20 protein-coding genes are annotated in these 26,568 nt (G+C 71.6%); 5 read left to right on the plus strand and 15 right to left on the minus strand.

The features are described from left to right. Positions 1 to 252: 252 nt before the first annotated feature. From NAMU_RS22540 to rsmI, 11 genes are all read right to left on the minus strand, one after another. Positions 253 to 2,106, minus strand: coding sequence for an ABC-F family ATP-binding cassette domain-containing protein (locus NAMU_RS22540; protein ID WP_015749648.1), 1,854 nt, complete (start codon positions 2,104 to 2,106; stop codon positions 253 to 255). Further along, positions 2,106 to 3,059, minus strand: coding sequence for a 4-(cytidine 5'-diphospho)-2-C-methyl-D-erythritol kinase (locus tag NAMU_RS22545; protein ID WP_015749649.1), 954 nt, complete (start codon positions 3,057 to 3,059; stop codon positions 2,106 to 2,108). The genes NAMU_RS22540 and NAMU_RS22545 overlap by 1 nt, the downstream gene beginning before the upstream one ends. Further along, positions 3,056 to 3,964, minus strand: coding sequence for a 16S rRNA (adenine(1518)-N(6)/adenine(1519)-N(6))-dimethyltransferase RsmA (gene rsmA / locus NAMU_RS22550; RefSeq protein ID WP_015749650.1), 909 nt, complete (start codon positions 3,962 to 3,964; stop codon positions 3,056 to 3,058). The genes NAMU_RS22545 and rsmA overlap by 4 nt, the downstream gene beginning before the upstream one ends. A 172-nt stretch (positions 3,965 to 4,136) precedes the next feature. Continuing rightward, on the minus strand, positions 4,137 to 5,336 hold the full coding sequence (locus NAMU_RS22555; protein ID WP_015749651.1) for a resuscitation-promoting factor: 1,200 nt from the start codon (positions 5,334 to 5,336) through the stop codon (positions 4,137 to 4,139). A 358-nt stretch (positions 5,337 to 5,694) separates the two neighbouring features. Next, entirely contained in the window at positions 5,695 to 6,981 is a 1,287-nt protein-coding gene (locus tag NAMU_RS31535) for a resuscitation-promoting factor (protein WP_015749652.1), read from the minus strand. Positions 6,982 to 7,511: 530 nt separating this feature from the next. Further along, positions 7,512 to 8,999 carry a ubiquitin-like domain-containing protein gene (locus tag NAMU_RS31540; protein WP_015749653.1) on the minus strand — a complete coding sequence of 496 codons (1,488 nt, stop codon included), beginning with the start codon at positions 8,997 to 8,999 and terminating at the stop codon, positions 7,512 to 7,514. A gap of 278 nt (positions 9,000 to 9,277) precedes the next feature. Beyond that, positions 9,278 to 10,120: a TatD family hydrolase gene (locus NAMU_RS22570; protein ID WP_015749654.1), complete on the minus strand. Its 843-nt coding sequence runs from the start codon at positions 10,118 to 10,120 to the stop codon at positions 9,278 to 9,280. Then, positions 10,117 to 11,952, minus strand: coding sequence for a methionine--tRNA ligase (metG, locus tag NAMU_RS22575; protein ID WP_015749655.1), 1,836 nt, complete (start codon positions 11,950 to 11,952; stop codon positions 10,117 to 10,119). The genes NAMU_RS22570 and metG overlap by 4 nt, the downstream gene beginning before the upstream one ends. Positions 11,953 to 12,113: 161 nt before the next feature. Beyond that, the gene (gene gndA / locus NAMU_RS22580) at positions 12,114 to 13,577 is read right to left on the minus strand and encodes an NADP-dependent phosphogluconate dehydrogenase (RefSeq protein ID WP_015749656.1); all 1,464 of its coding nucleotides are present in this window, start codon (positions 13,575 to 13,577) and stop codon (positions 12,114 to 12,116) included. An 81-nt stretch (positions 13,578 to 13,658) separates the two neighbouring features. Next, positions 13,659 to 14,141 (minus strand): GatB/YqeY domain-containing protein, encoded by a 483-nt coding sequence (locus tag NAMU_RS22585; RefSeq protein WP_015749657.1) that lies wholly within the window; start codon positions 14,139 to 14,141, stop codon positions 13,659 to 13,661. A 55-nt stretch (positions 14,142 to 14,196) separates the two neighbouring features. Next, complete coding sequence (gene rsmI, locus NAMU_RS22590; RefSeq protein ID WP_015749658.1) at positions 14,197 to 15,048, minus strand: 16S rRNA (cytidine(1402)-2'-O)-methyltransferase; 852 nt, start codon at positions 15,046 to 15,048, stop codon at positions 14,197 to 14,199. A 23-nt stretch (positions 15,049 to 15,071) separates the two neighbouring features. Between rsmI and NAMU_RS22595 the strand changes: the two genes are divergently transcribed. Next, positions 15,072 to 16,751: a dolichyl-phosphate-mannose--protein mannosyltransferase gene (locus tag NAMU_RS22595; RefSeq protein ID WP_015749659.1), complete on the plus strand. Its 1,680-nt coding sequence runs from the start codon at positions 15,072 to 15,074 to the stop codon at positions 16,749 to 16,751. Positions 16,752 to 16,766: 15 nt separating this feature from the next. Here the strand turns inward: NAMU_RS22595 and NAMU_RS22600 are convergent, their stop codons facing one another. Together NAMU_RS22600 and NAMU_RS22605 are read right to left on the minus strand one after the other, a co-directional pair. Then, positions 16,767 to 17,612 (minus strand): DUF72 domain-containing protein, encoded by an 846-nt coding sequence (locus tag NAMU_RS22600; RefSeq protein WP_015749660.1) that lies wholly within the window; start codon positions 17,610 to 17,612, stop codon positions 16,767 to 16,769. Continuing rightward, on the minus strand, positions 17,609 to 17,938 hold the full coding sequence (locus NAMU_RS22605) for a thiamine-binding protein (RefSeq protein WP_015749661.1): 330 nt from the start codon (positions 17,936 to 17,938) through the stop codon (positions 17,609 to 17,611). The genes NAMU_RS22600 and NAMU_RS22605 overlap by 4 nt, the downstream gene beginning before the upstream one ends. Positions 17,939 to 18,117: 179 nt before the next feature. On the opposite strand from NAMU_RS22605, the gene NAMU_RS22610 reads away from it, so the two are divergent. Further along, the gene (locus NAMU_RS22610) at positions 18,118 to 20,637 is read left to right on the plus strand and encodes a rhomboid family intramembrane serine protease (RefSeq protein ID WP_015749662.1); all 2,520 of its coding nucleotides are present in this window, start codon (positions 18,118 to 18,120) and stop codon (positions 20,635 to 20,637) included. A gap of 43 nt (positions 20,638 to 20,680) precedes the next feature. Here NAMU_RS22610 and NAMU_RS29580 read toward each other — a convergent pair whose 3' ends face one another. Then, positions 20,681 to 21,448: a hypothetical protein gene (locus tag NAMU_RS29580; protein WP_015749663.1), complete on the minus strand. Its 768-nt coding sequence runs from the start codon at positions 21,446 to 21,448 to the stop codon at positions 20,681 to 20,683. A 159-nt stretch (positions 21,449 to 21,607) separates the two neighbouring features. Then, on the minus strand, positions 21,608 to 22,534 hold the full coding sequence (locus NAMU_RS22620) for a cation diffusion facilitator family transporter (protein ID WP_015749664.1): 927 nt from the start codon (positions 22,532 to 22,534) through the stop codon (positions 21,608 to 21,610). Positions 22,535 to 22,781: 247 nt separating this feature from the next. On the opposite strand from NAMU_RS22620, the gene NAMU_RS22625 reads away from it, so the two are divergent. From NAMU_RS22625 to NAMU_RS22635, 3 genes are read left to right on the plus strand one after another with little or no spacing between them, the layout of a single operon-like run. Continuing rightward, a complete protein-coding gene (locus tag NAMU_RS22625) occupies positions 22,782 to 24,419 on the plus strand; it encodes a circularly permuted type 2 ATP-grasp protein (protein WP_015749665.1) in 1,638 nt (545 codons plus the stop codon). Further along, positions 24,413 to 25,387, plus strand: coding sequence for an alpha-E domain-containing protein (locus NAMU_RS22630; RefSeq protein WP_015749666.1), 975 nt, complete (start codon positions 24,413 to 24,415; stop codon positions 25,385 to 25,387). The genes NAMU_RS22625 and NAMU_RS22630 overlap by 7 nt, the downstream gene beginning before the upstream one ends. After that, positions 25,384 to 26,352: a transglutaminase family protein gene (locus NAMU_RS22635; RefSeq protein ID WP_217180590.1), complete on the plus strand. Its 969-nt coding sequence runs from the start codon at positions 25,384 to 25,386 to the stop codon at positions 26,350 to 26,352. The genes NAMU_RS22630 and NAMU_RS22635 overlap by 4 nt, the downstream gene beginning before the upstream one ends. The last annotated feature ends 216 nt before the right edge of the window (positions 26,353 to 26,568 follow it).

The following is a 26,568-nucleotide window of genomic DNA, read 5'->3' on the forward strand; positions in this document are numbered from 1 at the left end:
TCGATGAGGGTAAATGGTGCACGCGCGGTTCGCGGGTTGATTCAACCGAATCGACCCGAGGCGGTGACGGTCCGAAAGTCGTTGCCCCACTGCGGGGTTGCTGATTGACTCAGGGTCACCGGCCGGGCCGGGAAATACCGGTACGGCCACACCGACCGAGTGACGTCGAATGCGCCGACAATGCACACCGTCAGCGCGTTGGCGAATCCCCGGAATTCGGGCCGGCCGGGCCGCGCTGCCCGGCCGGCCCCATCAGCCGTCGAGCGTCTCGGCCAGTTCCAGCCACCGCGTTTCCAGGTCCGCGATCTCGCGTTCCAGCTGACGCAGCTGGTCGGTCAGGGCGGCCAGACCTACGTAGTCACTCTGGTCGTGCGCGGCGAAAGCGGCGTGCGCCTTGGTGACGTCGGTCTGCAGCTTGGCCATCTTGCGATCGACCGCGGCGAGTTCCTTTTCCACCAGCCGGCGTTGGGCGCCGGCGGCGGCCGCGGGCTCGGCCGGCCGGCTGCCCTTGCCCGAGGCCGGCACCCCGGCCGTCGAGTTCGCCGGCGGACCGGCCGGACTCGCCGGCGCCCCGATCGCCGAGCTGGCCGTGCCGACCGCGAGCGCCTTGCGTTCCAGGTATTGCGCCACCCCGCCGGGCAGGTGGGTCAGCTGACCGTCGCCGAACAGCGCGAGCACCGAGTCGGCGACCCGCTCGATCAGGTACCGGTCGTGGCTGACCACCAGCAAGGTGCCCGGCCAGGAGTCGAGCAGGTCCTCCAACGCGGACAGGGTGTCCACGTCCAGGTCGTTGGTCGGCTCGTCCAGGATCAGCACGTTCGGCTCGTCCATCAGGATGCGCAGCAGCTGCAGCCGCCGACGCTCCCCACCGGACAGGTCGGCCACCGGCGTCCACTGCTGGGCGCTGGTGAAGCCGAACCGTTCGGCGAGCTGACCGGCGGTCAACGTCTTGCCGCCCAGGTCGACCGAACCGGCGACCTCGCTGACCGCCTCGATCAGCCGCAGCTGTCCGGGCAGCTCGGCGACCTCCTGGGACAGGTAGCCCATCCGCACCGTCGAGCCGATCCGCACCACGCCGGAATCGGGGGCGCGGGACCCGATGAGCAGCCGCAGCAAGGTCGACTTGCCCGACCCGTTGGCCCCCACGATGCCGATCCGGTCGCCCGGACCGACGATCCAGTCGACGTTCTCGAGCAGGATGCGCCCCGGCGGGGTGCCCGGCACCGCGGCCGTCGCCGCCTTCAGTTCGATCACGTCCCGGCCAAGCCGGCGGCGGGCAAAGGCGTGCAGCTGCACGGTGTTTCGCGGCTCGGGCTCGTCGGCGATCAGCGCCTCGGCGGCCTCGATGCGATATCGCGGCTTGGACGTGCGGGCGGGCGGGCCGCGCCGCAACCAGGCCAACTCCTTGCGGGCCAGGTTGCGGCGCCGTTCCTCCGCGGCCCGGTCCAGCCGCAGCCGCTCGGCGCGGGCGAAAACCCAGTCGGAGTACCCACCTTCGCGGGAGAGCACATCGCCGTCGACGACCTCCCAGGTGCGGGTGGCGAATGCGTCCAGGAACCAGCGATCGTGGGTCACCGCGACCACGGCACCGCGCCGCCGGCGCAGATGCTCGACCAGCCAGGCGATGGCGTCGATGTCCAGGTGGTTGGTCGGCTCGTCGAGCAGCAGCAGGTCGGCATCGGCGACCAGGGCCGCGGCCAGCACCACCCGGCGCTGTTCCCCACCGGACAGTTCGGCCACCAGCGAGTCGAGCCCAAGCCCGTGCAGGCCCAGGCCGTCCAGGACCGCGCGGACCGCGCTGTCGGAGGCCCAGGCGTGCTCGGCGTCGCCGAAGGCGGCCAGCACGGCCGAGTGCACGGTCGCGCCGGCCGGCAGGTCCACGGTCTGCGAGACCAGGGAGACGGTGCTGCCCCGGGGCGAGGAGATGCGGCCGCTGTCGGGGGCGTCGAGCCCGGCCAGCATGCGCAGCAGGCTGGTCTTGCCCGAGCCGTTCAGGCCCAGGACGCCGATGCGCTCGCCTTCCTGCACGCCGAGCGAGACCCCGTCGAACAGGGCGCGGACGCCGCGGACGAGGCGCACGTTCTCGGCGTTGATGACGTTGGCCATCAGCCGGTCCCTCCGTTGGGCAGGACCCGGGCCCCCGGGGCTGGGCCGGCGGCCACCCGCACGGATCGGCAGGTTCCGGACCCGGCCAGTTCGGCGGCCACCGCGCCGGCCGATTCCGCGTCGGCGCACAGCAGGGCGACGGTCGGCCCCGATCCGGAGACCAGCCCGCCCAGCGCGCCCGCCTGCTCCCCCGCCCGCAGGGTGCGGCGCAACCCGGGGGCCAGTGAGATCGCGGCGGCCTGCAGGTCGTTGCCCAACGCGGCGGCGATCTTGGCCGGCTCGCCGCTGGTCAGGGCGGCCAGCATGGTGTCCACCGGGCGCACCGGTGGGGGCCCGCCGCCCTGGGCCCGCAGCCGGTCCAGCTCGGCGAACACGGCCGGGGTGGACAGGCCGTGATCGGCGATGGCCAGCACCCAGTGCAGCCGGGCCCGGGTCATCACCGGGGACAGCAGATCGCCCCGCCCGGTGCCCAGCGCGGTGCCGCCGGCGAGCGCGAACGGCACGTCGGCCCCGATCTCCCGGCCGATCTCGATCAATTCCTGCCGCTGCACCCGCAGCTCCCACAGGGCGGCGCAGCCAACCAGCGCGGCCGCGGCATCGGCGCTGCCGCCGGCCATCCCGCCGGCCACCGGGATCTGCTTGGCGATGTCGATGGCCACCGGGCCACCGGACTTGGTGCGGGTGGCCAGCAGCCGGGCCGCGACCCCGGCCAGGTTCTTGGCCCCCACCGGCACGCCGTCCGGCGGCGTGGTGCGCACCGCGGACCGGCGGGCCGGTCGCACGGTGAGCTCGTCGGCCAGGTCAACGGCCTGGAACACGGTCACCAGATCGTGGTAGCCGTCCTCGCGCACGTCACCGACGGCCAGGTACAGGTTGATCTTGGCCGGCGCCCGGACCCGCACCGACGGACCCGCGGGCGCAAGCGCCGTCGGGCCGGAGTTCGAGGCCATCATTCGTGGGCGGCCGCGTCGATGAGTTCGCGCGCCTGCGCGATCCGGGTGAACTCGGCGATGCCCAGCACCTCGCCGCGAGCGCTCGGGTCGATGCCGGCCCGGGTGAGGATCTGCTCGGCGAAGGCGGGGCTGCCGGCCCAGTCGGCCAGCGCGGCCCGCAGGGTCTTGCGGCGCTGCGCGAACGCGGCGTCGATGACGGCGAACACGGCGGACCGGTCGCCGGTCCGCGCGGTGGGTGACCGGTCGAAGGCGACCAGGGCCGAGTCGACCCCGGGCACCGGCCAGAACACGGTCCGGCTCACCGAACCGGCCCGGTGCGCGCGCCCGTACCAGGCGAGCTTGGCGCTGGGCACCCCGTAGGTCTTGGAGCCCGGGTCGGCGGCGAGCCGGTCGGCGACCTCGGCCTGCACCATGACCAGGGCCCGGCGCAGGGTGGGCACCTCGGCCAGCAGATGCAGGATCACCGGCACGGCCACGTTGTAGGGCAGGTTGGCCACCAGCGCGGTGGGGTCCGCCGGCGCCATCCGGTCCGGGTCGGTGAGCGCCAGCCGGTCGGCGGTGATGGTCAGGGCGTCGGCGGTGATCACGTTGAGCGCCTGGTAGCGCCCGGGGGCATGCGCCCGGACGGTGGTCGGTAGTAGGGCGGCCAGCCGCGGGTCGATCTCCACCGCGGTCACCGCGGCCGCCGCGTCGACCAGGCCCAGGGTCAGCGACCCCAGGCCCGGGCCGACCTCGAGCACGTGATCGGTCGAGCGCAGGTCGGCGGCGGCGACGATCCGGCGCACCGTGTTGCCGTCGTGCACGAAGTTCTGCCCGAGCGTCTTCGTCGGCTGCAGATCGAGCACCTCGGCCAGCCGCCGCACCTCGACCGCGCCGAGCAGCGTCACCGGCTCCTGTTCGGTCACACCGCCACCTTTCCGGCCCCGCTGCGCGTCGCCTGCCTCACAGCGTTCATCCTCACACGTCCGGGGAGCTGTCCGGCGCCGGTCCCGGGCCCGACACCCGGGCGTCATCGGGCCGACATGACGAAGGGCCCGACCGGTCGGTCGGGCCCTCATCAAAGCGGTGCGAGGTGGATCAGCCGGCGGGCGGGCCGCTGGCGGCGTAGCCGCAGAGCCACGGCTCCAGCCCACGGGACTGGTAGAGCAACTTGGCCCGCGTCAACTGCTCCTCCGGGGAGGCATCCCCGGGGTTGCCCGAGCCGCCGACCGAGGCCCAGGTGGGCAGGTCGAACTGGAACAGGCCGTAGGTCGACAGGTAGCCGGCCGGGTTGTTGACCGCGTGCGGGTTGTTGGTCGACTCGCAGTAGGCCAGACCGTCCCAGTTCACGCCGAACTCGGTGTCGTGGAAGAACACCCGGCTGCCCTGCCAGTCCAGGGTGGACTTGGTGCCGACATGCACCTGGTTGGGGGTGGCCTCGAGCACCGTGGTGCGGGACAGCTCCTGACGGCCGGTCTCCACCCCGTTGGTGGTGGTGACCTGGGTGACGACCTGCTGCTGGCCGGGGGTACCCGCGGCGACGACCTGGGTGGTGCCCTTGTCCAGGTTGGGATCCTCGACGGTCTGGTCGGCCGGCGCGACCGCGACGGTGTCGGTGGTGGTGGTGACGGCGACCCGGGTCACGGTGATCGCGGTGCCGTCGGTGACCGGGGTGGTGCCGGCCGGGTCGACGGTGTCGGTCGCGGCCAGGGTGATGCCCTGGGCGGCCAGCACGTCGGCGACGGTCTGTCCGCCGGACTGGACGGTGGTGGCCGGAGCCCCGCCGACGGCCAGGCTGACGGTGTGCAGGGTGGAGGCGGTCAGGTCCAGACCGTCCAGCGGGATCTCCCGGGACCGGTCCGCGGACAGCTGGTAGGCCGACGGATCCTGGCCGAGCTGCAGCAGGGCCTCCTCGACGGTGTCGGCGGTCGTCCACAGCTGCTGCGTGGTCCCGTTGACCGTCAGGGTCAACAGCCGCGCGCGCTCCAGGGCGATGTGCGAACCGTCGGAGATGGCGGTGTCGGCGGCCGGCGCGAGCACGTCGTGCTCACCGGCGGACAGGCCCGCGGCGGACAGCGCACCGGCCACCGAGCCGGACAGCGTGGTGACCTGCTGGTCCTGGCCGTCGACGGTGATGACGACGTGCTTGGACATGGCGGCGGCGGTGGCGCCACCGACAGCCACGACACCGAGCGCGGCGGCCACGCCGACCAGCACCAGCTTGCGGCGCAGGCCCCGGCGGGCCGGCTGCTCGTTCGGCCCGGACGGGGCGTCAACGTTGTCTATTTGTAAGGTCACGGCTCTTCCGATGTGTTGTCAGCGGCATCCGGGCAGGGCACAGTGGGGCAACCGCAGCGATGTGGTCCCCTAGACCCTCAACACATCGAACAGGCGAATCTCGATCGCACCCGCTGCCACCTGGTGGGTCGTGGTCGAGCGCGGTGCCGCCTTGTCCTGCGACGTCCCCGGTGGGTTTGACTTCCCATCCCGGCTTCTATTACAAAACAATAACGGCGCTGGTCAGCGCCCGCAAGGGTCATGCGTGGTCTATCAAGCATGGCATATCTCACAATGCCTTCGATACGCACGAAAAATGCCCCCGCCGATGGCGGGGGCATTTTTCTAATTCTTTACTTTAGCCGATCAAAAGACTCGATCAGCCGGCGTAGGCGCAGGCCCACGGCGAGGAGCCACGGCTGGCCGCGACGTTCTCGGCCACGGCGATCTGCTGCTCCTTGGTGGCCAGGTCGGCGCGCGGGGCGTAGGCGGTGCCGCCGCCGCTGGCCCAGGTGGAGTTGTCGAACTGCAGGCCGCCGTAGTAGCCGTTACCGGTGTTGATCGACCAGTTGCCGGTCGACTCGCACTGGGCGATGCCCTCCCAGTTGATGCCACTGGAGCCGGAGGAGGACACCGGGGCCGCGCTGGAGCTGCTCGAGGAGGAGCTGCCCGAGTTCGAGCTGCTCGAGGACGAGCTGCCCGAGGACGAGCCGGTGCTGGCGGAGGAGGTGGAGACCGGCTTCTTGGTGCCGACGGTGATGACGGTGGCCTGGGCCGGGGTCACGGTGGTCCGCGAGACCTCGGTCTTGGCGCTCTCGGCCCCGTTGGTGGTGGTCACCTCGTAGGTCACCGAGTCGGTACCGGCCGAACCCTGCTGGGTCACGGTGCTGACGCCGCGCTCGACCGAGCTGTCCTCGACGGTCTGGTCGGCCGGCTGGGCCACGGCGACGTCCTCGGTCACGGTGGTCTTGGCGACCCGGGTGACCGCGACGACCAGGCCGTTGCTCAGCGGGGTGGAGGCGTCGGGGCTCACGGTGTCCAGCGGGCCCAGCACGATGCTCTGCTCGGCCAGCAGATCGCCGACGGTCTTGGCCGCGGAGGTGATCGGAGCGGCCGCCGCGGCACCGTCGGAAACGGTGGCGCTGAAAAGGGTGTCGGCGGTGACGGCGAGGCCGTCCAGCGGGATCTCGCGGGACCGGTCGGCGGAGAGCTTGTAGGCCGAGGGATCCTGGCCCAGCTCGGCCAGCGCCTCCTCGACGGTGCTCGCGGTGGTCCAGACCTCGCGGGTCTGCCCGTCGATGGTCAGGGTCAGCAGGCGACCGTGCTCGACGACGATCTGCGAGCCATCGGAGATCGCGGTGTCCAGCGCCGGAGCGACGGTGTCGTGCTCGCCGACGGTGACGCCGGCGGCGCCCAGGGCGCCCTCGACGGAGCCGGAGAAGGTGCCGACCTCCTGGGCCTGGCCGTCGACGGTGACCGTGACGTCCTTGTGGGCGGCCAGGGCAATGCTGCCGCCGGCCACCAGGGCCACGACGAGCGCCGCGGCGCCGACGAGCGCCGGCTTGCGCAGGCTGCGGCCGGTCTTCACCGCGGTGGTGGAGGTTTCGGTCTCGGCGGACTCGGTGGTCGGCTCGAAGATGTCGGTCGAGTTATCGGTGGCAGTCAAAGTAGTTAGTCCGTCTGTTCGAAGGTCCCGGGGCAGGGCCAACCCAGGGCTGAATGATCACTGAAAGTCGTCGTGATAACATTCCGGCGATTCGGTCCCGTCCGGCACCGCGTATTTACGGTGATCATGACGATTGATGACTCGAAGTCGTCCGTTGCGCCCGGTTTGGTTCGTTCCCATCCCAGCTGCTATCACGAAACGATAAACGAGCGGCAACGGTTTGGATACCCCTGTGCTTGAACTGTGGCGTAGCTGACACTTGCCCACGAATACAAACGTGATGGCGGTCACATAGACAGGAAGGGTTTTTGCCTTCCTTTTACCCAGCCTCATTCCCAGGCAAAGTGAATCGATCAAGTAGGTGCGGGCGGCAGGCCTCGTCAGCGCTTTTCAGGAGCACGATTCGAACGTCCGTATCGGCCAGCCGGGTAAAGTCGCCCGGACCCGTGCGGAATGGTGCCGACGACGGCATCATTACTGCGGACAATTCCGCTTCCCGGAAATTACGGGTACCGGCCTGGGCCGGTCATTCAGCCGGCCGCGTAGCCACAGGCCCAGGGCGAGAGCCCACGGGCGGCATAGACCTTCTCGGCAATGGCGATCTGCTGGTCCTTGGTGGCCAGATCGGCCCGCGGGGCGTAGGCGCCGCCACCGTTGCTCAGCCAGGTCCCCGAGTCGAACTGGAGCCCGCCGTAGTAGCCGTTGCCCGTGTTGATCGACCAGTTGTTGCCCGACTCGCACCTGGCGATGGCATCCCAGTTCACGCTCCAGCCCCCGGTCGGCGCCGGAGCAGTCGCGGCGGGCGCCGGAGCCGGCGCGGCGGACTGGCTGGCCGGGGCCGAACTGGCCGGGGCCTGACTGGCGGGAGCCGCTTGCGCGGCCGGCGCCGGCGCGGCCGGCTTGGTGCCGACGGTGACGATCCGGGCGCGCGGCGCCGTGACCACGGTGCGCGCGGTCTCCTCCCGGGCTCCGGCGACGCCGTTGGTGACGGTCGTGCGGTAGCTGACCTCGGCGACGCCGGCTCGGCCGGGCTGGCTCACGGTGGTCGTACCGGCGGCCAGCGAGTCGTCGGACACGGTCTGGTCGGCCGGCTGCTCGATGGTCTCGGTGACGGTCTCGTCGACGTAGGAGATCCGGGTGACGGTCACCTGCAGGCCGTTGCTCACGCCGGTCTCGACCGCCGGGGTGACCGTGTCGTCCGGCCCCAGGGTGACCCCGGCCGCGGACAGCACCCCGCCCACGGTGGTCTGGTCGGTGGGCGTGGACGTGGCCGGGTCGGCCCCGACGGCCAGGGTGACGGTGGGCAGCGTGGTGATGGTGATGGCGGCGCCGGCGGTGATCGGCTCGGACGCGGCCGGACTGACCCGCTGATCGGCGCGCAGGGTGATGCCGGCCTCGGCCAGCAGCTCCCCGACGGTGCGGCTGGTGCCGGTGACCTGCTGCGACGACCCGTCGACGGTGACCGTGACGGTGTGCAGGGTGTCGGCCGAGACGCTCAGCCCGGCCAGCGGGATCGGCCGGCTCCGGTCGGCTGAGAGCCGGTACTGGGCCGGGTCCTGGCCGAGCTGCTGCAGGGCCTGCTCGACGGTGCCCGCGGTGGTCCAGACCTGCCGGGTTTGCCCGTCGACGGTCAGGGTGAGCAGCCGTCCCCGCTGGATGACGATCTGCATGCCGTCCTCGAGCGCGGCATCGAGCCCGGGCGCGACGGTGTCGTGCTCACCGACGGCGAGCTGGGCATCGTCCAGCGCCCCCTGCACCGTGCCGGACATGGTCCCGACCTGGGTGGCGGCCCCGTCGTCGACGACGGTGACCGTCTTGTGCATCGCCAGGGCGATGCCCACCGCGACGCCCAGGACCAGCACCAGCACCGCCCCGGCCACCGCGGCGATCCGGCCCCAGGACCGCGGGGTGGACGGGGCCCAGTGCCGCCCGCTCGACGGGCCGGTGCCGGCCGGCGGCGCGTCCTCGTCGGTCGAGGGCAGGCCGGAATCGGCATCGGTGTCGGGCGCTGCGGTCACGGCACCTCCACGGTCGTCGGGACCGAGAGGGGGCGGTCACGCCCGGGTGCGCCCACGTGTGCGGGCACAAAAAAACAGGGCCTGTCCCCGACGGATCGGCCGCTGTTCCCCAAGCCGATCGATGTCGCCGACAGGTCCTGCCCCTGACGCAACCAGGCTTCCCCGACCCGGCTGTTATCACAGGAGGGTAACGGTGGGAGCACAGGAAGGCAACCGCCGGCGTGGCGATGGTCACTGAGTGGACAGTCCCGCTCCGCGCAACCGGCCGGCGGGCCGGCTCACCCGGGGAAGCCGAACACCGCCTGGGCGTTCGCGCGGACCTGGTCGCACAGCTCGAGCACATCCTGCCCGCGCAGCTGGGCCAGGGCCCGCACCGTGTACGGCAGGGCGAACGGCTCGTTGCGCTTGCCGCGGTGCGGATGCGGGGTGAGGAACGGGGCGTCGGTCTCCACCAGGAGCCGATCGGCGGGCACGATCTGCGCGGCGGCGGCCAGCTCGCGCGCATTGCGAAAACTGACCGGACCGGCGAACGAGAGGTAGTAGCCGGCGTCGGCGCACAGCCGGGCCATCGCCTCGTCCCCGGAGAAGCAGTGGAAGATCACCGCATCCGGCGCACCCTCGCGGTTCAGGACGGCCAGCACGTCCTCGTGCGCGTCCCGGTCGTGGATCATCACCGGCTTGCCCACCCGCTTGGCCAGGTCGATGTGCCAGGCGAACGCCTCGTCCTGGACCGCGTGCGGGGCGGCGTCCCAGTAGTGGTCCAGGCCGGTCTCGCCGATCGCCACCACCCGCGGGTCGATGGCGAGCGTCTCGATCTCGCGGCGGGCGGCGTCGTCCAGGGTGTCCGCCCGGGTGGGATGCAGCGCGACCGCGGCATACAGCTCCGGATGCCATTGGGCGGCCTGCACGGCCCAGCGGGCGGCGGCCAGATCGTCGGCGACGGTGACCACCCGGGTCACGCCGACCGCGGCGGCCCGGGCCATCGCCTCGGCGACATCGTGCTCGTCGCGGCAGCCGCAGGCGTCCAGGTGGGTGTGCGCGTCGGTGACCGGGGCCGGCAACGGCTCCGGCGGGGACGCGAGGGGCCGACCCGCCACCGCGGGATGCGGCTCGCCGGTCATGTGACGGGCGCCCACTCGGGACCGGTCTCGCCCAGGCCGGGATCGAGCTTGGTGAACAGCGGGGTGGGCTTGCTCAGCGGCCGGCCGACCTCGATGTCCCGGCGGGCCCAGACGGCCTGCTCGTGGGCGTAGTCACCGGTCAGCACCGGGTAGTCCACCACCTCGGGCACCCCGACTCCCTCGACGTCGTCGTCGAAGTCGGTGACCATCCGGATCTCCGGCTGCGCGGCCCACACACCCGCCCCGCCCAGCGCCTCGAACACGGCCTGCGAGGAATGCGGAAGGAACGGCGTCAGCAGCGTTTTCGCGTCGTCCACGACCTGCAGCGCGGTGTGCAGGACGGTGCCCTGCCGCTCCGGATCGTCCTTGAGCTTCCACGGCTCGGATTCGGAGATGTACTTGTTGGCCAGCCCGACCACCCGCATCGCCTCGGCCGAGGCCGCCTTGAACCGGCTGCGGGACAACAGGTCCCCGACAGTGGCGAAGGCCGCCTCGGACGCCCGGAGCAGCTCGACGTCGGCGTCGGTGCGGGCCGTGCCCGCCGGGATGCCGCCGAAGTTCTTGTGCGCCATCGATACCGACCGGTTGACCAGGTTGCCCCACTCGTTGGCCAGCTCGAAGTTGTTGCGCCGCACGAACTCTTCCCAGGTGAAGTCGGCGTCCTGGTTCTCCGGCCCGGCCGCGGCGATGAAGTAACGCAGCGAGTCGGGGCCGAACTCGCGCAGGAAATCACCGACGTAGATCACGGTGCGCCGCGAGGTGGAGAACTTCGAACCGCTCATGGTCAGGAACTCGCTGGACACCACCTCGGTGGGCAGGTTGAGCGTGCCGAACGAGCCCGCGGATCCGCCGTGCTCGCCCCGCCCGTCGTAGGCCAGCAGCTCGGCCGGCCAGATCTGCGAGTGGAAGGTGATGTTGTCCTTGCCCATGAAGTAATAGGCGCGGGCCTGCTCGTCGCCCCCGTGCCACCAGCGCTGCCAGGCGTCGGGATCCGGTTCGCCGTTCTTGCCGAACCGGCGGGCCCACTCGATCGACGCGGACAGGTACCCGATGACGGCGTCGAACCAGACGTACAGCTTCTTGTCCGGCCGGTCCCGCCAGCCGTCCAACGGCACCGGGATGCCCCAGTCGATGTCGCGCGTCATCGCCCGCGGCTTGAGGTCGTCGAGCAGGTTCAACGAGAACCGCAGCACGTTCGGGCGCCAGTCGGTGCGGGTGCGCAGCCACCCGCCCAGGGCGTCGGCCAGCGCCGGCAGGTCCAGGAAGAAGTGCTCGGACTCGGTGAAAACCGGCGTCTCACCGTTGATCCGCGAACGCGGGTTGATCAGGTCGATGGGATCGAGCTGGTTGCCGCAGTTGTCGCACTGGTCGCCGCGGGCCCCGTCGTAGCCGCAGATCGGGCAGGTGCCCTCGATGTACCGGTCGGGCAGGGTGCGGCCGGTGGACGGGGAGATGGCCGACATCGTGGTCTTGGCGACGAAGTAGCCGTTGCGGTGGACCGTCCGGAACAGCTCCTGCACGACCGCGTAGTGGTTGCGGGTGGAGGTGCGGGTGAACAGGTCGTAGCTCAGGCCCAGCCCGTGCAGGTCCTCCACGATGACCCGGTTGTACCGGTCGGCCAGCTCCCGGGCGCTCACGCCCTCCTGGTCGGCCTGCACCAGGATCGGGGTGCCGTGCTCGTCGGTGCCGGAGACCATCAGCACGTCGTTGCCGGCCATCCGCTGGTACCGGGAGAAGACGTCGGCGGGAACCCCGAAGCCGGAAACGTGGCCGATGTGCCGGGGCCCGTTGGCGTACGGCCAGGCCACCGCGGTCAGAACGGGCGTGCTCATTCCGAGCACCCTATCCCGCGCCCGACCCGCCCCCGGGCCGCCCTCACCCGCTGCTTGGCGCGCGGCGCCCGCCGGCGGGCTGATCATCTCGGCGGTTCGGGTGGTGCTTTGTCCGTTTCTGCGCCGCGTTGATCCGCCCGCCCGGGGCCGGGGGCTGGGGTTCAGGCGGTTTGGGTTTCGGTGCGGTCGCCGGACCACAGTGTGTGGAAGGTGCCGGGCTTGTCGACGCGCTGGTAGGTGTGGGCGCCGAAGAAGTCGCGTTGGCCCTGGATCAACGCGGCCGGCAGCCGCTCGGAGCGCAGCCCGTCGTAGTAGGACAGGGCGGCGGCGAACCCCGGGGTGGGCAATCCCGCGGTGGCCGCACCGGCCACGACCCGCCGCCAGGAGTCCTGCGCGTTCGCGATCGCGTCGGTGAAGTACGGCGCGAGCAGCAGCGACGCGGGCAGCTCGATCCCGGTGGAGACGTCGTAGGCCTCGGTGATCCGGTTGAGGAACTTCGCGCGGATGATGCAGCCGCCCCGCCAGATCCGGGCCACCGCCCCGACGTTGATGTCCCACCCGTACTCCGCCGCGCCGGCGAAGATCTCGTCCAACCCCTGCGCGTAGGCCACGATCTTCGAGGCGTACAGGGCGATCCGCACGTCCTCCACGAACGCGTCCACATCCGCGATCGGCCAGGTGCCGTCCGGGCCGGGCAACACCCCGGCCGCGGCCGCCCGGTGCGCCGCCGCCGAGGACAGGCCGCGGGCGAACACCGCCTCGGCGATCCCGCTGACGGGGATGCCCAGGTCCAGCGCGGTCTGCACGGTCCAGGTACCGGTGCCCTTCATCCCGGCCGCGTCCACCACCACGTCCACGAACGGCGCCCCGGTCTCGGCGTCGACCTGGGAAAGGACCTGCGCGGTGATCTCGATCAGGAACGAATCCAAATCGCCCTTGTTCCACTCGCCGAAGATCTGCCCGATCCGGGCGGGGGACAGCCCGGCGCCGCGGCGCAGCAGGTCGTAGGCCTCGGCGATCAACTGCATGTCGGCGTACTCGATGCCGTTGTGCACCATCTTCACGAAATGCCCGGCGCCGTCGGTGCCGATATGCGTGCAGCACGGCGCCCCGTCGACATGCGCCGAGATCCTCTCCAGGATCGGACCCAACGACTCGTACGACTTGGCCGACCCGCCCGGCATGATCGAGGGCCCGTTCAGGGCGCCCTCCTCCCCACCGGAGACCCCGCACCCCACGAAATGGATCCCGCGTTCGGCCAGCGCGGCCTGCCGGCGGCGGGTATCGGCGAACTTGGCGTTCCCCCCGTCGATGATGATGTCGTCCGGCTCGACCAGCGCGGCCAGCTCCTCGATGACCGCGTCGGTCGGCTCACCAGCCTTGACCATGATCAAGATCTTGCGGGGCTTGGCCAACGACGCCACGAAATCGGCGGCCGACTCCGACGGCACGAACACCCCGTCCCCGCCGTGCTCGTCGATCAACGCCTTCGTCTTGGCATACGAACGGTTGTGCACCGCCGTCACGAACCCGTTCCGGGCGAAATTCCGGGCCAGGTTCGACCCCATCACCGCCAACCCCGTCACACCGATATCGGCCAACGGGACAGATGCAGCATCACTCATGACGAAAGCCTCCGGGCGCGATCGAACGACAACGCCCCTGAGCCTCTCGCACGAAGATGAACGCCGCGAGACGGGGTCCGCTCACCCGGCCCCGGACAATGCGAGCTTGACCGCGGCGGCGATCCGCGAGCCGTCGGCGCGACCGGCCGCCCGGGCCTGCACGTCCTTGATCACCGGGCCCATCTGCCGCATCGTCGGCGCGGCGCCGGTGCTGGCGGTGACCGCCGCGACGGCCGCGGCGACCAGGTCCTCGACCTCGGCATCGGTCAGCTTCTGCGGCAGGTAGCCGGAGAGCACCTGCGCCTCGGCCCGCTCCTTGGCCGCCTGCTCGTCCCGGCCGGCCCCGGCGAACGCCTCGGCCGCCTCGCCCCGCTTGCGGACCTCCTTCTGCAGCACCGTCACGATCTCGGCGTCGGAGAGCTCCTTGGCCTGCGGGCCGGCCACCTCGGCGGTGGTGATGGCGGCCAGGGCCAACCGCAGCGTCGACGTGGTCAGGGTGTCCCGGGCCTTCATCGCCGCGGTCAGATCCGCACGCAGCCGTTCCTTCAAACCCTGGTCACTCATGTGTGCCTCCGTGTGTCACAAGCCGCCGGCCCGGTCCGGACGCGGCGGAATTCTGCTAGCGGGTGGCCACCGCCGCGGCATAGACCGCGCGGCGGGGCAGGCCCAGTCTGGCCGCGATCTCGTCGACGGCGTCCCGCCGGGTCCGGCCGGCGGTCACCAGATCCTGGACGAGACCGGCCAGCTCCGCCTCGTCGGGCGGCGCCTGGGCGATGACCGGGGCCCCGCCGACCACCAGGGTGATCTCCCCGCGCAGCCCGCCGTCGGCCGCGGTCACCAGGTCGGCCAGGGTGCCCCGGATGACCTGCTCGTAGGTCTTGGTCAGCTCCCGACACAGCGCCGCCGGACGGTCCGGCCCGAACGCCCGGCCCAGCGCGGCCAGCGCGTCGCCGATGCGGTGCACCGACTCGAAGAACACCATGGTGCGGCGCTCGGTGGCCAGGTCGGCCAGCGCCCGGGCCCGCTCGCCGCTCTTGCGTGGCAGGAACCCCTCGAAGCAGAACCGGTCCGAGGGCAGCCCGGACAGGGCCAGCGCGGTGATCACCGCCGACGGCCCGGGCACGCAGGTGATGGGCAGGCCGGCGTCCGCGGTCGCGGCGACCAGCCGGTAGCCGGGGTCGGACACCGACGGCATGCCGGCGTCGGTGACCAGCACGACGGTCTGCCCCTCCTGCATCCGCTCCAGCAGCCCGGGAATGCGGGCCCGCTCCACCGCTTCGTAATAGGACACCAGCGATCCGGACACCGCGACGTCCAGATCGGCGGCCAATCGGCGGAACCGTCGGGTGTCCTCGGCCGCGATCACGTCGGCGCCGGCCAGCGCGTCCCGCAACCGCGGCGACGCGTCCTCCGGCCGACCCAGCGGTGTGCCGGCCAGCACCAGGCCCCCGGGCCTCACACCACCTGTCATGGGCTCACCCTACGATCGTGCGCATGTCCGCCCCGCCGTCCCTGGCCGACCCGGCCACCGAGGACGACATCGCCGCCGCGCGGTCGGCCGGGGCGACCGCGCCGGACACCGAGCCCGAACGCCCGGATCCGGCCGGCACCGTCGTCGCCATTGGCGAGGTTCCGGCCCTCACCCGGCCGGTCCGGCCCGCCCGGACCCTGCGCCCCGCTCCGCCGACCGACCGGGCCCGCGGCTGGGTCGTCACCGGCGTCGTCACCCTGATCGCGGCGATGGTCCGGCTGGTCAACCTGGGCAGCGCCACCGACGGCGGCACCCCGCTGTTCGACGAGAAGTACTACGCGATCCAGGCCTGGGAGATGCTGCGCAACGGCGGCGTCGAGGACAACCAGGCCTTCGGCGTGGTGGTCCACCCACCGCTGGGCAAGCAGCTGATCGCGATCGGCGAGTGGCTGCTGGGCTACAACGCGACCGGGTGGCGGCTGGCGTCCGCGGTGGCCGGCATCGTCTCGGTGCTGCTGATCGTCCGGGTCACCCGGCGGATGACCGGGTCCACGCTGCTGGGTGGGATCGCCGGCGTGCTGCTGATCTGCGACGGGGTCAGCCACGTGCAGTCCCGATCGGCCCTGCTGGACATCTTCCAGGCGGTGTTCGTGCTCGGCGCGTTCGCCTGCCTGATCGCCGACCGGGATCAGGTCCGGGCCCGGCTGGCCCTCGCGGTGGCCGACGGCAGCCTGACCGGCACGAAAGCCGGCCCCCCGATGGGCGCGCGCTGGTGGCGATTCGGCGCCGGCGTGCTGCTCGGCCTGACCACCGCGGTCAAGTGGTCGGGCGCCTACTGGATCCTGGCGTTCGTCGCGTTGTCGCTGATCTGGGACATGCAGGCCCGGCGGGAGGCCGGGGTCCGCCGGCCGGTCCGCGCCGGACTGCGCCGGGACCTGCTGCCCTCCATCTGGTCGCTGGCCGTCGTGCCGGTGCTGGTCTACGTCGGGTCCTGGTGGGCCTGGTTCGCCTCCGAGACCAGCTGGCCGCGGCACACCCTGGTCGCCGAGCCGAGCAACCGTTCCGACTGGAAGAGCGGGTTCCTCTACGACGTCGCCTCGGCCTGGTCGAACTCGCTCTGGCAGTGGACCTGGAAGATGCTCGACTTCCACGCCCACCTGCTCACCCCGACCGACCCCAGCAAGCGGCACCCGTGGGAGTCCAAGCCGTGGACCTGGCCGCTGGGCACCCGGCCGGTGCTGTACTACTCCCCCGCCGACGCCCCCTGCCCGGCCGACCCGGCCACCGAATGCGTGCGCCGGATCTTCCTGATCGGCACCCCGGCCCTGTGGTGGATCTCGCTGTTCGTGCTGATCTGGGCGCTGTGGAAGGCGATCGGCCGGCTGGACTGGCGGTACGCGGCGGTCCTGGTCGCCTACGGCGCCGGCTACCTGCCCTGGTTCACCAACCTGGACCGGCAGATGTACTTCTTCTACGCCACGCCGCTGGCCCCGTTCCTGGTCATCGGCATCACGCTGGTGCTCGGCGACATCCTGGGCCGACGCGGCGCCGGCATCGAACGCCGGCTGACCTCGATCGCCGTGGTCGCCATGTACGTGGGGCTGGTGGTGGCCAACTTCATCTGGCTCTGGCCGATCCTCAACGGCGAACCGATCACCCATGAGCGGCTGATCATGGAGACCTGGCTGCCATCCTGGGGGTGAGCCGGCCGGCCCGGCTCAGCCCGATTCGAGCCGGCGGGCCAACCGCAGCGCGTCGTGCGGGGCGTGCGCGTCCCCGTCGTTGTAGAAGTAGACGACCACCTGGGTGACCCCCGGGGTGTCCGCCCAGCCCCGGACCCGGTCGGCCCACCAGGCGATGCCCTCGTCGGAATAGCCGCTGCGGTACATCTCGCGGTCGCCGTGCAGCCGCACGTAGACCAGCTCGGCGGTCACCTGGTCGACCCAGGTGTACCGGCCGGCGGTGTCGGCGACCACCAGCGCCACCCCGAACTGCCGGCACAGCTCGTAGAACGAGTCGATGGCGAACGAGTCGTGCCGCACCTCGACGGCGTGCCGCAGCGGCGCCGACGCATCGGCCACCGTCAGCGTCGGCTGCTCGCCGAACCGGTCCAGGATGCGGTCGACGCCGCCGCCGGCGAGCCCGGTCGCCGCCCCCCACGTCCGCGGCAGGGCACCCAGGAACGCGGCCATCCGGTCCGGCCGGTAGCCGAGCATGGGCGGCAGTTGCCAGAGCACCGGCCCGAGCTTGTCGCCCAGATCGAGCAGGCCGGAGGCGAAGAAGGCGGCCAACGCCTCGTCGATGCCGGCCAGCTTCTTGAGGTGGGTGATGAACCGGCTGCCTTTCACCGCGAAGACGAAGCCGTCGGGGGTGGTGTCGCGCCACCGGGCGAACGAACTGGGCCGCTGCAACGAGTAGAACGGGCCGTTGAGCTCCAGGGTGTCGAAAACCCGCGAGACGTACTCCAGCTCGCGGCGTTGGACCAGGCCTGACGGGTAGAACGCGCCGCCGCGCCAGTGCGGGTAGCGCCAACCGGACAGGCCGATCCTGATCGAGGCCGTCACGGAGCGGGCGGGGCTCCCAGGGCCGCCTCGATCCGGGCCACCTTGCCGGTGAGCTCGCCGGTGTGGCCGGGCCGGATGTCCGCCTTGAGCACCAGGCTGACCCGGCTGCCGTAGTGCCCGACCACCTCGCAGCACTGCCGGACGACGGCCATGCACTCGTCCCACTCTCCCTCCAGGGTGGTGAACATCGAGTCCGTGCGATTGGGCAGGCCCGACTCCCGGACCACGGCGATCGCCGCGGCGACGGCGGCCGAGACCGAACCGGAATCGTCGACACCGCTGCGCTCACCGCGGCCGGCGGGGGCGACCGAGAAGGCAACCAACATGCCGTCACGGTAACCCGCGTCCCGCATCAGGACAGGTCGCGGGCGGCTCCCTACGATGGACGCGGACGTTGCCGCGCCGGGGCGCGCACGGACCACCGTCGACGACCGCCGGGCCGGACGATGGTCACCGACCTCCCCGTCCGCCCACGTCGAGGACGCAAGACAGGCAGGCTGAACCAATGGACGCACCGGTCAAGGACTCACCCCCGGCGGCCCAGGGCCCCGCCCGGGTGTCCCGGATCCGGGCCTTCCTGCTCGCCCAGGTCCATCAGGCCCGGCGCAGCCCGGTCACCCTCGCACTCGTCGCGCTGATCTGGGTGTTGGGCGCCGTCACCCGCAGCCTGGTCGACGGCCCGTCGGCCGACGCCGACGCCGGTGACGACCTGCTGGCCCAGGTCGGCGCGGGCGTGCAGTCCCTGTCCGACGGGCACTACTGGACGCTGCTCACCTCCGCCCTGTTCGCCACCGACCTGGCCACCTACGTGGCGTCGTCGGTCCTGCTGCTGGTCGTCGGGACCCTGTTCGAACGCCGGCACGGCAGCCTGCGGATCCTGTGGATGGCCGTGGTCATCCAGGCGATCGGCGCCGGCCTGGGGGTGCTGGCCATCGCGGCCGGCTCGCTGCTCGACTGGACCTGGGCCAACGACCTGGCCGCCGAGTTCGCGGTCGGCCCGTCGATGCTGATCGCCGGGCTGCTGATGGCGTTCAGCGGCGGCTGCTCGGGCCTGTGGCGGCGGCGGATCCGGCTCACCGTGCTGACCATCTGCGTGGTGCTGCTGCTCTACGGCGGGCAGGCCACCGACGTGCTGCGGATGGGCACCGCGCTGACCGGCCTGGTCGCCGGCGTGCTGTTCCTGCATTCCGGCGAGCGTCACTTCACCGCTCGCTCCAGCCGCCGGGAGACCCGGATCCTGGTCGCCCTGGTGGTCGCGGCGACCGCGCTGGGCCCGGTGCTGGTCGCGTTGACCGGCGGCGGCAGCATCGACGCCCCGTTCGCCGCGGTCGGCCTGCTCTACGTCGGGATCGACGTGGAGTCCGGGGTCTCGTTGGGCGTGGCCAACACGATCATGGCCCTGCTGCCGGCCCTGCTGGTGCTGGTCATCGCGGCCGGGTTGCGCCGGGGGCGGGCCTTCGCCTGGTGGGCCGGCATCGTCATGCACGTGCTGCTGGTACCGATCGGCCTGGTCTTCATGATCGCCTACTTCCAGTCGCTGGAAGAGCTCGGCGACGACCTGGTCGACGACGGCTTCAACTACGTCGCCTACCTGCTGCCCCTGGTCCTGGTCCCGTTGGCGATCCTGATCGTGCTGCTGGCCACCCGCCGGGTGTTCACCGTGCACGCCCCGGTCGGCACCTACCGGCGCTTCGGGTTGCTCGTGCTGAGCACCTTCGTCGTGTTGTGGGCGCTGTACGTCCTGGTCGGCGTGCTGCTGCCGGGCAGCTTCGTGATCGGGGTGCCGCCGGACGGCGGCACCCCCACGGTCGGCGACTTCATCCTGGACTTCCCGTTGCAGCTGTTGCCCAACGGCTACGACGAAGTGATTGGGCCCGACCTCACCGCGTCCGGGGGCTTGGCCGGCCTGGTCGCCGACTGGGCGCCCGTGGTGTTCTGGGCGGTGGTGCTGATCGGCATGCTGCGCACCTTCGTCACCGCCCGGGTGCTGACCCGGGATGCCGACCGGGCCCGGGCCCGGGAGATCCTGCAGCGCTGCGGCATCAGCACGCTGGCCTACATGACCACGTGGGAGGGCAACAGCTACTGGTTCTCCGCCGACGGCGGTTCCTACGTGGCCTACCGGGTCGAGGGCGGCGTGGCCATCACCACCGGCGACCCGGTCGGGCCGGCCGGCGACCTGGAACGCACGGTCGACGAGTTCATCGCCTTCTGCCACGACCACTCGTGGACGCCCTGCCTGTACAGCACCACCGAGGCGACGAAACGGGCGACCGACCGGCTGGGGTGGCCGAGCCTGCAGGTCGCCGAGGAGACGGTGCTGCGGCTGGGCGAGCTAGCCTTCAGCGGCAAGAAGTTCCAGGACATCCGGTCCTCGATCAGCCGGGCCCGCAAGGCCGGGATCACCGCCGAATGGATCGTCTTTCCGGACGCGCCGCTGGCCATCCGGGACCAGATCGAGGCGATCTCCGAGGAATGGGTGTCGGACAAGGCGCTGCCCGAGATGGGCTTCACCCTCGGCGGCATCGACGAGCTCAACGACCGCAACGTGCGTTGCCTGATCGCCGTGGACGCCGACCGCACCGTGCACGGGGTGACCAGCTGGATGCCGTCCTACCGGGACGGCCAGCGGGTCGGCTGGACCCTGGACTTCATGCGCCGCCGCACCGAGGGCGAGGTCAAGGGGATCATGGAGTTCCTCATCGGCACCGCCGCCCTGGACGTGCAGGCCGAGGGTGCCGAGTTCCTGTCCATGTCCGGCGCGCCGCTGGCGCAGGCCAACCCGGACGCCGAGCTGACCGGGGTACAGAGGCTGCTCGAGTACATCGGCAAGACCATGGAGCCGGTGTACGGCTTCCGCTCATTGCTCAAGTTCAAGGCCAAGTTCCAGCCCGAGTACGAGCCGATGTACATGTGTTATCCCGAGTCGGCGGCGCTGCCGCGGATCGGCCTGGGCATCAGCCACGCCTACCTGCCGCAGCTGACCCTGGGCCAGACCGTGCGGATGGTCGGCGAACTGCGCTGACCGGCCGCACACCGGCGGTCGGTGGAACCGGCCGCCGGACCGCTCAGCCGCCGGCGGCGGCCACCGCGGCCGCGAGCTCGTCCCGGGTCATCGTCGACCGGCCGGGCAGGTCCAGTTCCTGCGCCCGCCGGTAGAGCGCGGCCCGGCTGGGCTGCCGGGCCGGCGCCGCGCCGGCACCGCCGGCCGTGGCCGCCGACGCGGTGACCGCCGCCCGCCGCGGGGCGGGTCGGGGGGTGGGCCGGCGACCCGCCGGAGCCGCCGCCTCGGCGGTCGCCGACGCCTGCGCGGAAGCGGGCCGAGCCGCAGTGGCCCGAGCTTGGGCGGCGGGCGCCGCGGTGTCGGACAACGCCGGGACGGCGGGGGCGGACTCGGCGACGACCCGGGCCGGCTCGGCGATGCGGGTGGGCTCGATCGGTTCCGTGGGCACCGGCGCCGGCGCCGAGATCGGTACGGCCGCGCGGCCGGCCGGGGCCGTCTGGGCGGCCTTGACCGAATCCTTGGCCTTCGCCTTGGGCTTGGCGGCGTCCTTGTCCTTGTTGGTGTTCTTGACCTTGGCCGAGCCCTCGCCCTTGTCCGAGTCCTTGCCCCTGTCCTTGGCCTTGCCCTTGGCCGAGTCCTTGCTCTTGGCCAGCGCGCGCCGCGCGGCGGCCTTGCGCTTGGCCGCCCGTTCGGCCTTCTCCGCGGCCTGGCGAGCGTCCTTCTTGCGCAGCCGAGCCTTGCGGGCGGCGTCCTGCTTCGCCTGCTTGGCGGCCTTCTTGGACTGCTCGCGCTTGCCCGCCTTGCCCTTGGTCGCGGACTTCTTCTTGGCCACGGGTTCCCTCCAGACGGACACCCCGCGCCTTGCGTCGGCGCGGTGACGATGTGCCGGTGACGATGAGCCGGGGCCGACGAGTCGGCCCCACGTGATCAGAAGCTCATCACATCCACCGGTCCCCGGCCAGGTAGACGCGGCCGTGACGGCCAGGAAGGGTCAGCCGGCGGGGCGGGTCGGATCGTCGATGTCCGGTTCGATGTACATCACCCGGGCCGCCGGCACGGCCGCCCGGACCCGGGCTTCGAGCGCGTTGATCGCGGCGGCCACCGCCGCGGCCGACTGGGTCGGCGTCACCGCCACCTTCATTGCGACCAGTAGCTCCTCGGGACCCAGATAGAGCGTCTTCATGTGGATGATCCGCTGCACGTCCGCCCCCGCGGTGGCCGCGGCCCGGATCGCCTCGGTGTCCGCCGGGGAGGCGCCCTCGCCGACCAGCAGGCTCTGGGTCTCGATCCCGAGCAGCACCGCGACGGCCACCAGCAGCAGGCCGATGCCGATCGTGCCGACGCCGTCCCACACCCCGTTGCCCGTCAGGACCGCGGCGCTCACCCCGACCAGGGCCAGGGTCAGGCCGAGCAGTGCGGCGATGTCCTCCAGTACCACGACGGGCAGCTCCGGCGCCTTCGCCCGGCGCACGAACTGCAGGATGGAGATCCCCCGCCGCTGTTCGGCGGACTCCCGCAGGGCGGTCCGCAGCGAGAACGACTCCAGGCCGATGGAGATGAGCAATACCGCGATCGGCAGCCACGGCACCTCGATCGGCTCTGGGTGCTCGATCTTGTGCACGCCTTCGTAGATGGAGAACACCCCGCCGACGCTGAACAGGATGATCGAGACCAGGAAGGCCGAGACATAGCGTTCGCGGCCGAAGCCGAACGGATGCTCCGGCGTCGCCGCCCGGGTCGAGCGGCGGCCGCCGATGATCAGCAGCACCTGGTTGCCCGAGTCGGCCAGCGAGTGCACCGACTCGGCCAGCATCGAGGTCGACCCGGAGATCAGGTAGGCGATGAACTTGGTCACCGCGATGCCCAGGTTGGCCAGCAGCGCGGCGATGATCGCCCGGGTGCCGCCCTCGGTGCTCACGTGGGGATCCGTTCGGCCAGGGTCGGGTGTGCGCTCACCCGGCCAGCCTGCCCCATTCCCGCCGATCGGCCGCCGGCGACGGCCACCGTCCTGCGACAGCGGGGCTTGATCAGTGCCTGATCGGGAGCTGATCGGGGCCTGATCGGGCCTCATCGGGGTGGTCGGGACCCCCGCCGGGCCAACCGGCGCGCGGTCGGACACAATCCTGTTCATGCCGTCGCAACATCGTGGTCCTACGGTCCCTGCCATGGCGGATCTGTTCGAGGATTACCCGTTCGCTCGGGCCTGGGATGAAATGTTCGCGGCACCCGGAGAGATCCGGCCCGCGTACGAATCGGTGTTCGCCGCGCTGCAGACCATGGACGCGGCCGACCTCAAGGCCCGAGCCGACATCATGGGCCGCACCTTCCTGGACCAGGGCATCACCTTCGCCCTGGGCGGGGTGGAGCGGCCGTTCCCGCTGGACCTGATTCCGCGGATCGTGACCGCAGCCGAGTGGCAGACGGTGGAAAAGGGCGTCCCGCAGCGGGTTCGGGCACTGGAGGCGTTCCTGGCCGACGTCTACGGGCAGGGCCGGATCTTCACCGACGGCGTCGTGCCCAAGCGGCTGGTCACCACCTCCCCGCACTTCCACCGGCAGGTCATGGGCATGAGCGCCCAGGACGGCGCCCGGGTGGTGATCTCCGGGGTCGACCTGATCCGGGACGAGAAGGGCGAGTTCCGGGTCCTGGAGGACAACGTCCGGGTCCCCTCCGGCGTGTCCTACGTGCTGGAGAACCGGCAGGCGGTCGCCCAGGTGCTCTCCGAGGCCGGCGCCGACCAGCTGGTGCGGCCGGTGTCGGAGTACCCCGGCCAGCTGCTGGCCGCGCTGCGCGCCGTCGCCCCGTGGAACGTCACCGATCCCAACGTGGTCGTCCTCACCCCCGGCGTCTACAACTCGGCCTACTTCGAGCACACCCTGCTGGCCCGGGAGATGGGCGTCGAGCTCGTCGAGGGACGCGACCTGATCTGCCGCAACAACCGGGTCTTCCTGCGTACCACCTCCAGCGAGATGCCGGTACACGTCATCTACCGCCGGATCGACGACGAGTTCCTGGACCCGATGCAGTTCCGGGCCGACTCGCTGCTGGGCTCCCCCGGCCTGATCAACGCGGCGCGGGCCGGCAACCTGACCATCGCCAACGCGGTCGGCAACGGCATCGCCGACGACAAGCTGGTCTACACCTACGTTCCGGACATCATTCGCTACTACCTGAGCGAAGAGCCGATCCTGCAGAACGTGGACACCTACCGGATGGAGGTGCCCGACCACCGCGAGTACGCCCTCGAGCACCTGGCCGAACTGGTCCTCAAGCCGGTCGACGGATCCGGCGGCAAGGGCATCGTCATCGGGTCCCGGGCGGATCGCGCGGTGCTGCGCAAGGCGCGGGAGACCATCCTGGAGAACCCCCGCGGCTGGATCGCGCAGCGCGAGATCGCCCTGTCCACGGTGCCCACCCTGATCGGCGAGAAGATGCGACCCCGGCACGTGGACCTGCGGCCGTTCGCGGTCAACAACGGGCGCAGCGTCTGGGTGCTGCCCGGTGGCCTGACCCGGGTCGCGCTGCCCGAGGGCGAGCTGGTGGTGAACTCCTCGCAGGGCGGCGGTTCCAAGGACACCTGGGTGCTCGGCGGACCGATCCCCGAGCCCGAGCCGCAACCCGCGGCCGACGCCACCCAGGTGATGAACATGCGCGACCTGTCCTTCCACCAGCCGATCAGCCCGCCCGAGGACAATCTCGGCTTCCGCACCCAGCACGAACAGCAACAGCAACAGTCCGGCGGTGTCCGGGAACAGAACGTCCTGGCACACAGCGCCCGGGAACTGGAGGAACCGCAGTGCTGAGCCGGATCGCCGAGTCGCTCTACTGGCTCGGCCGCCACGTCGAACGGGCCGACTGCACCGCCCGCATCCTGGACACCTACCTGCACCTGCTGCCGGCCGGCTCCTGGCAGGCCGACCACCAGGTGATCCGCTCGCTGCTGGACTCGATGGGCCTGTCCGACGACGAGACGGTCGGCGCCGGTAGCCAGGCCGATTCCGGCCAGCTGGTCCGGGCGCTGGTGTTCGACAGCGAACGGGCCTCGTCGGTGGCCGGCGCGCTCACCGCGGCCCGGGACAACGCCCGCGGCGTGCGGGACGCCATCCCGCTGGACGTCTGGGAATGCCTGAACGTCACCTGGCACGGTCTGCGCACCCGGGAGGCCGGGGGCGCCGGACCGCACGTGTTCCTGCGCTGGGTCGGTGAGCGGTGTGCGATCGCCAACGGCCTGGTCTCCGAGGTGATGACCCACGACGAGGGCTGGCAGTTCCTGGTCCTCGGGCGGTCGCTGGAACGCGCCGACATGACCATCCGGTTGCTGGCCGCGGCCGAGTCCGAGACCGGTTCGGTGCCGCCCTGGCGGGCCCTGGTCAGCGCGTGCGGCGGCTGGGAGCCCTACGTGCGCAGCTACGGCGGCAGCATCGGGCAGCGCACCGCCTACGAGTTCGTGCTGCTGGACCGCATGTTCCCGCGGTCGGTGATCCGGACCCTGAACACGGCCGAGTCCTGCCTGGGCGAGCTGGAGGCCATCGGCTCGACCCGGTACATGGACCCGCGCCGCGACCCGTCGTCGGCCCGGCGGATCGTCGGCCGGACCCGGACCGGCCTGGACTACCGCACCGGCGCCGAACTGGCCGCCGACCGGGAACAGATGCTGGCCACCCTGCAACGGACCGTGTACAGCGCCCACACCGCGGTCACCAAGTCGTTCTTCCGCCGCGAGGACGCGGTGACCTGGGCCAACATCGGGGCGGACGGAGGCGCGGCATGACCGAGGGGCTGGAGAACCAGATGAGCGCCGGGGATTCGCTGGCGCAGTACCAGACCGCGATGGCCCCGATGCCGGAGATCTGGCGGCTGCTGATCGTGCACCGCACCGTGCTGACCTACCCGGACACGGTGACGACCTCGTACAACGAGGTGCGGATGCAGCCCAGCGACGAGCCCGGCCAGGCCGTGCTCTCGGCCCGGCTGGAGATCGACCCGTTCGAGGGCGTGCTGTCCTACATCGACTACTTCGGGACCCGGGTGTCGGCGTTCGACATCCACCGCCCGCACCGGCACCTGGCGGTCACCGCGACCACCACGGTGGAGACCTTCCCGCCGGCCGGCAGCTGGCCGGGCGCCGAGGCCGCCGGCTGGAGCGTCGTGCCCACCCCCAGCAGCGCGATGAGCTGGGGCGAACTGGCCGGCTCGGACTGCGAGGATCGGTTCGAGGAGTTCCTCAGCCCCACCCCGCTGACCGAGCTGGACGACGAGCTGACCGGGATCGCCGCCGAGATCAAGGACAGCTCCGGCGATCCGCGGGAGGCCGCCCGCACCGTCTGTGAGTGGGTGCATCGGACCCTGACCTACGAGGTCGGTGCCACCGGGGTGCACACCTCGGCGGTCGAGGCCTACCTGGCCCGGCGCGGCGTCTGCCAGGACCTCTCGCACCTGGCCATCGGCATGCTCCGATCGATGGGCGTACCCACCCGCTACGTCTCGGGGTACCTGCACCCCGGCGAGAACATCGAGATCGGCAAGGCCGTCGTCGGCGAGTCGCACGCCTGGATCGAGTGGTTCGACGGGTCCTGGAACCGCTTCGATCCGACCAACCTGACCGCGCCCGGCCAGGCGCACGTCGTGGTCGGCCGCGGGCGCGACTACCGCGACGTGCCGCCGGTCAAGGGCGTCTACGCCGGACCGGACGCGACCGGCAACGAGGTGACGGTGCGGATCACCCGGCTGCGCTGACTCCTCTCGTCGAACCCGGCCCGCCCGAGGTGGGATCGGCGTGTGGTCGGAGCCGGATCGTCGCCGGGTGCCCGCAGGTTCCGAGCCTGAATGGGCCCGGCGTCCGTTTTCGCCCGGTCCCGCAGGGGCGCAGGTGACGCACGCCACGTAAAGTCGGACATCAGACAGTTGCGGGGGCAGCTGTCCGTTTCCCGCAGCCGGCCCGTCGAGGAGGAC

Source organism: Nakamurella multipartita DSM 44233, from assembly GCF_000024365.1.
Classification (GTDB): Bacteria; Actinomycetota; Actinomycetes; order Mycobacteriales; family Nakamurellaceae; genus Nakamurella; species Nakamurella multipartita.

Bases quoted from the DNA above. Each gene is read 5' to 3' on its own strand.
- rsmI (WP_015749658.1), bottom strand. From the start codon at position 15,048: ATGACAGGTGGTGTGAGGCCCGGGGGCCTGGTGCTGGCCGGCACACCG.
- NAMU_RS22570 (WP_015749654.1), bottom strand. From the start codon at position 10,120: ATGACCGGCGAGCCGCATCCCGCGGTGGCGGGTCGGCCCCTCGCGTCC.
- gndA (WP_015749656.1), bottom strand. From the start codon at position 13,577: ATGAGTGATGCTGCATCTGTCCCGTTGGCCGATATCGGTGTGACGGGG.
- NAMU_RS22610 (WP_015749662.1), top strand. From the start codon at position 18,118: ATGGACGCACCGGTCAAGGACTCACCCCCGGCGGCCCAGGGCCCCGCC.
- NAMU_RS22540 (WP_015749648.1), bottom strand. From the start codon at position 2,106: ATGGCCAACGTCATCAACGCCGAGAACGTGCGCCTCGTCCGCGGCGTC.
- NAMU_RS22605 (WP_015749661.1), bottom strand. From the start codon at position 17,938: ATGTTGGTTGCCTTCTCGGTCGCCCCCGCCGGCCGCGGTGAGCGCAGC.
- NAMU_RS22625 (WP_015749665.1), top strand. From the start codon at position 22,782: ATGGCGGATCTGTTCGAGGATTACCCGTTCGCTCGGGCCTGGGATGAA.
- NAMU_RS22545 (WP_015749649.1), bottom strand. From the start codon at position 3,059: ATGATGGCCTCGAACTCCGGCCCGACGGCGCTTGCGCCCGCGGGTCCG.
- metG (WP_015749655.1), bottom strand. From the start codon at position 11,952: ATGAGCACGCCCGTTCTGACCGCGGTGGCCTGGCCGTACGCCAACGGG.
- NAMU_RS22635 (WP_217180590.1), top strand. From the start codon at position 25,384: ATGACCGAGGGGCTGGAGAACCAGATGAGCGCCGGGGATTCGCTGGCG.
- NAMU_RS22595 (WP_015749659.1), top strand. From the start codon at position 15,072: ATGTCCGCCCCGCCGTCCCTGGCCGACCCGGCCACCGAGGACGACATC.
- NAMU_RS22585 (WP_015749657.1), bottom strand. From the start codon at position 14,141: ATGAGTGACCAGGGTTTGAAGGAACGGCTGCGTGCGGATCTGACCGCG.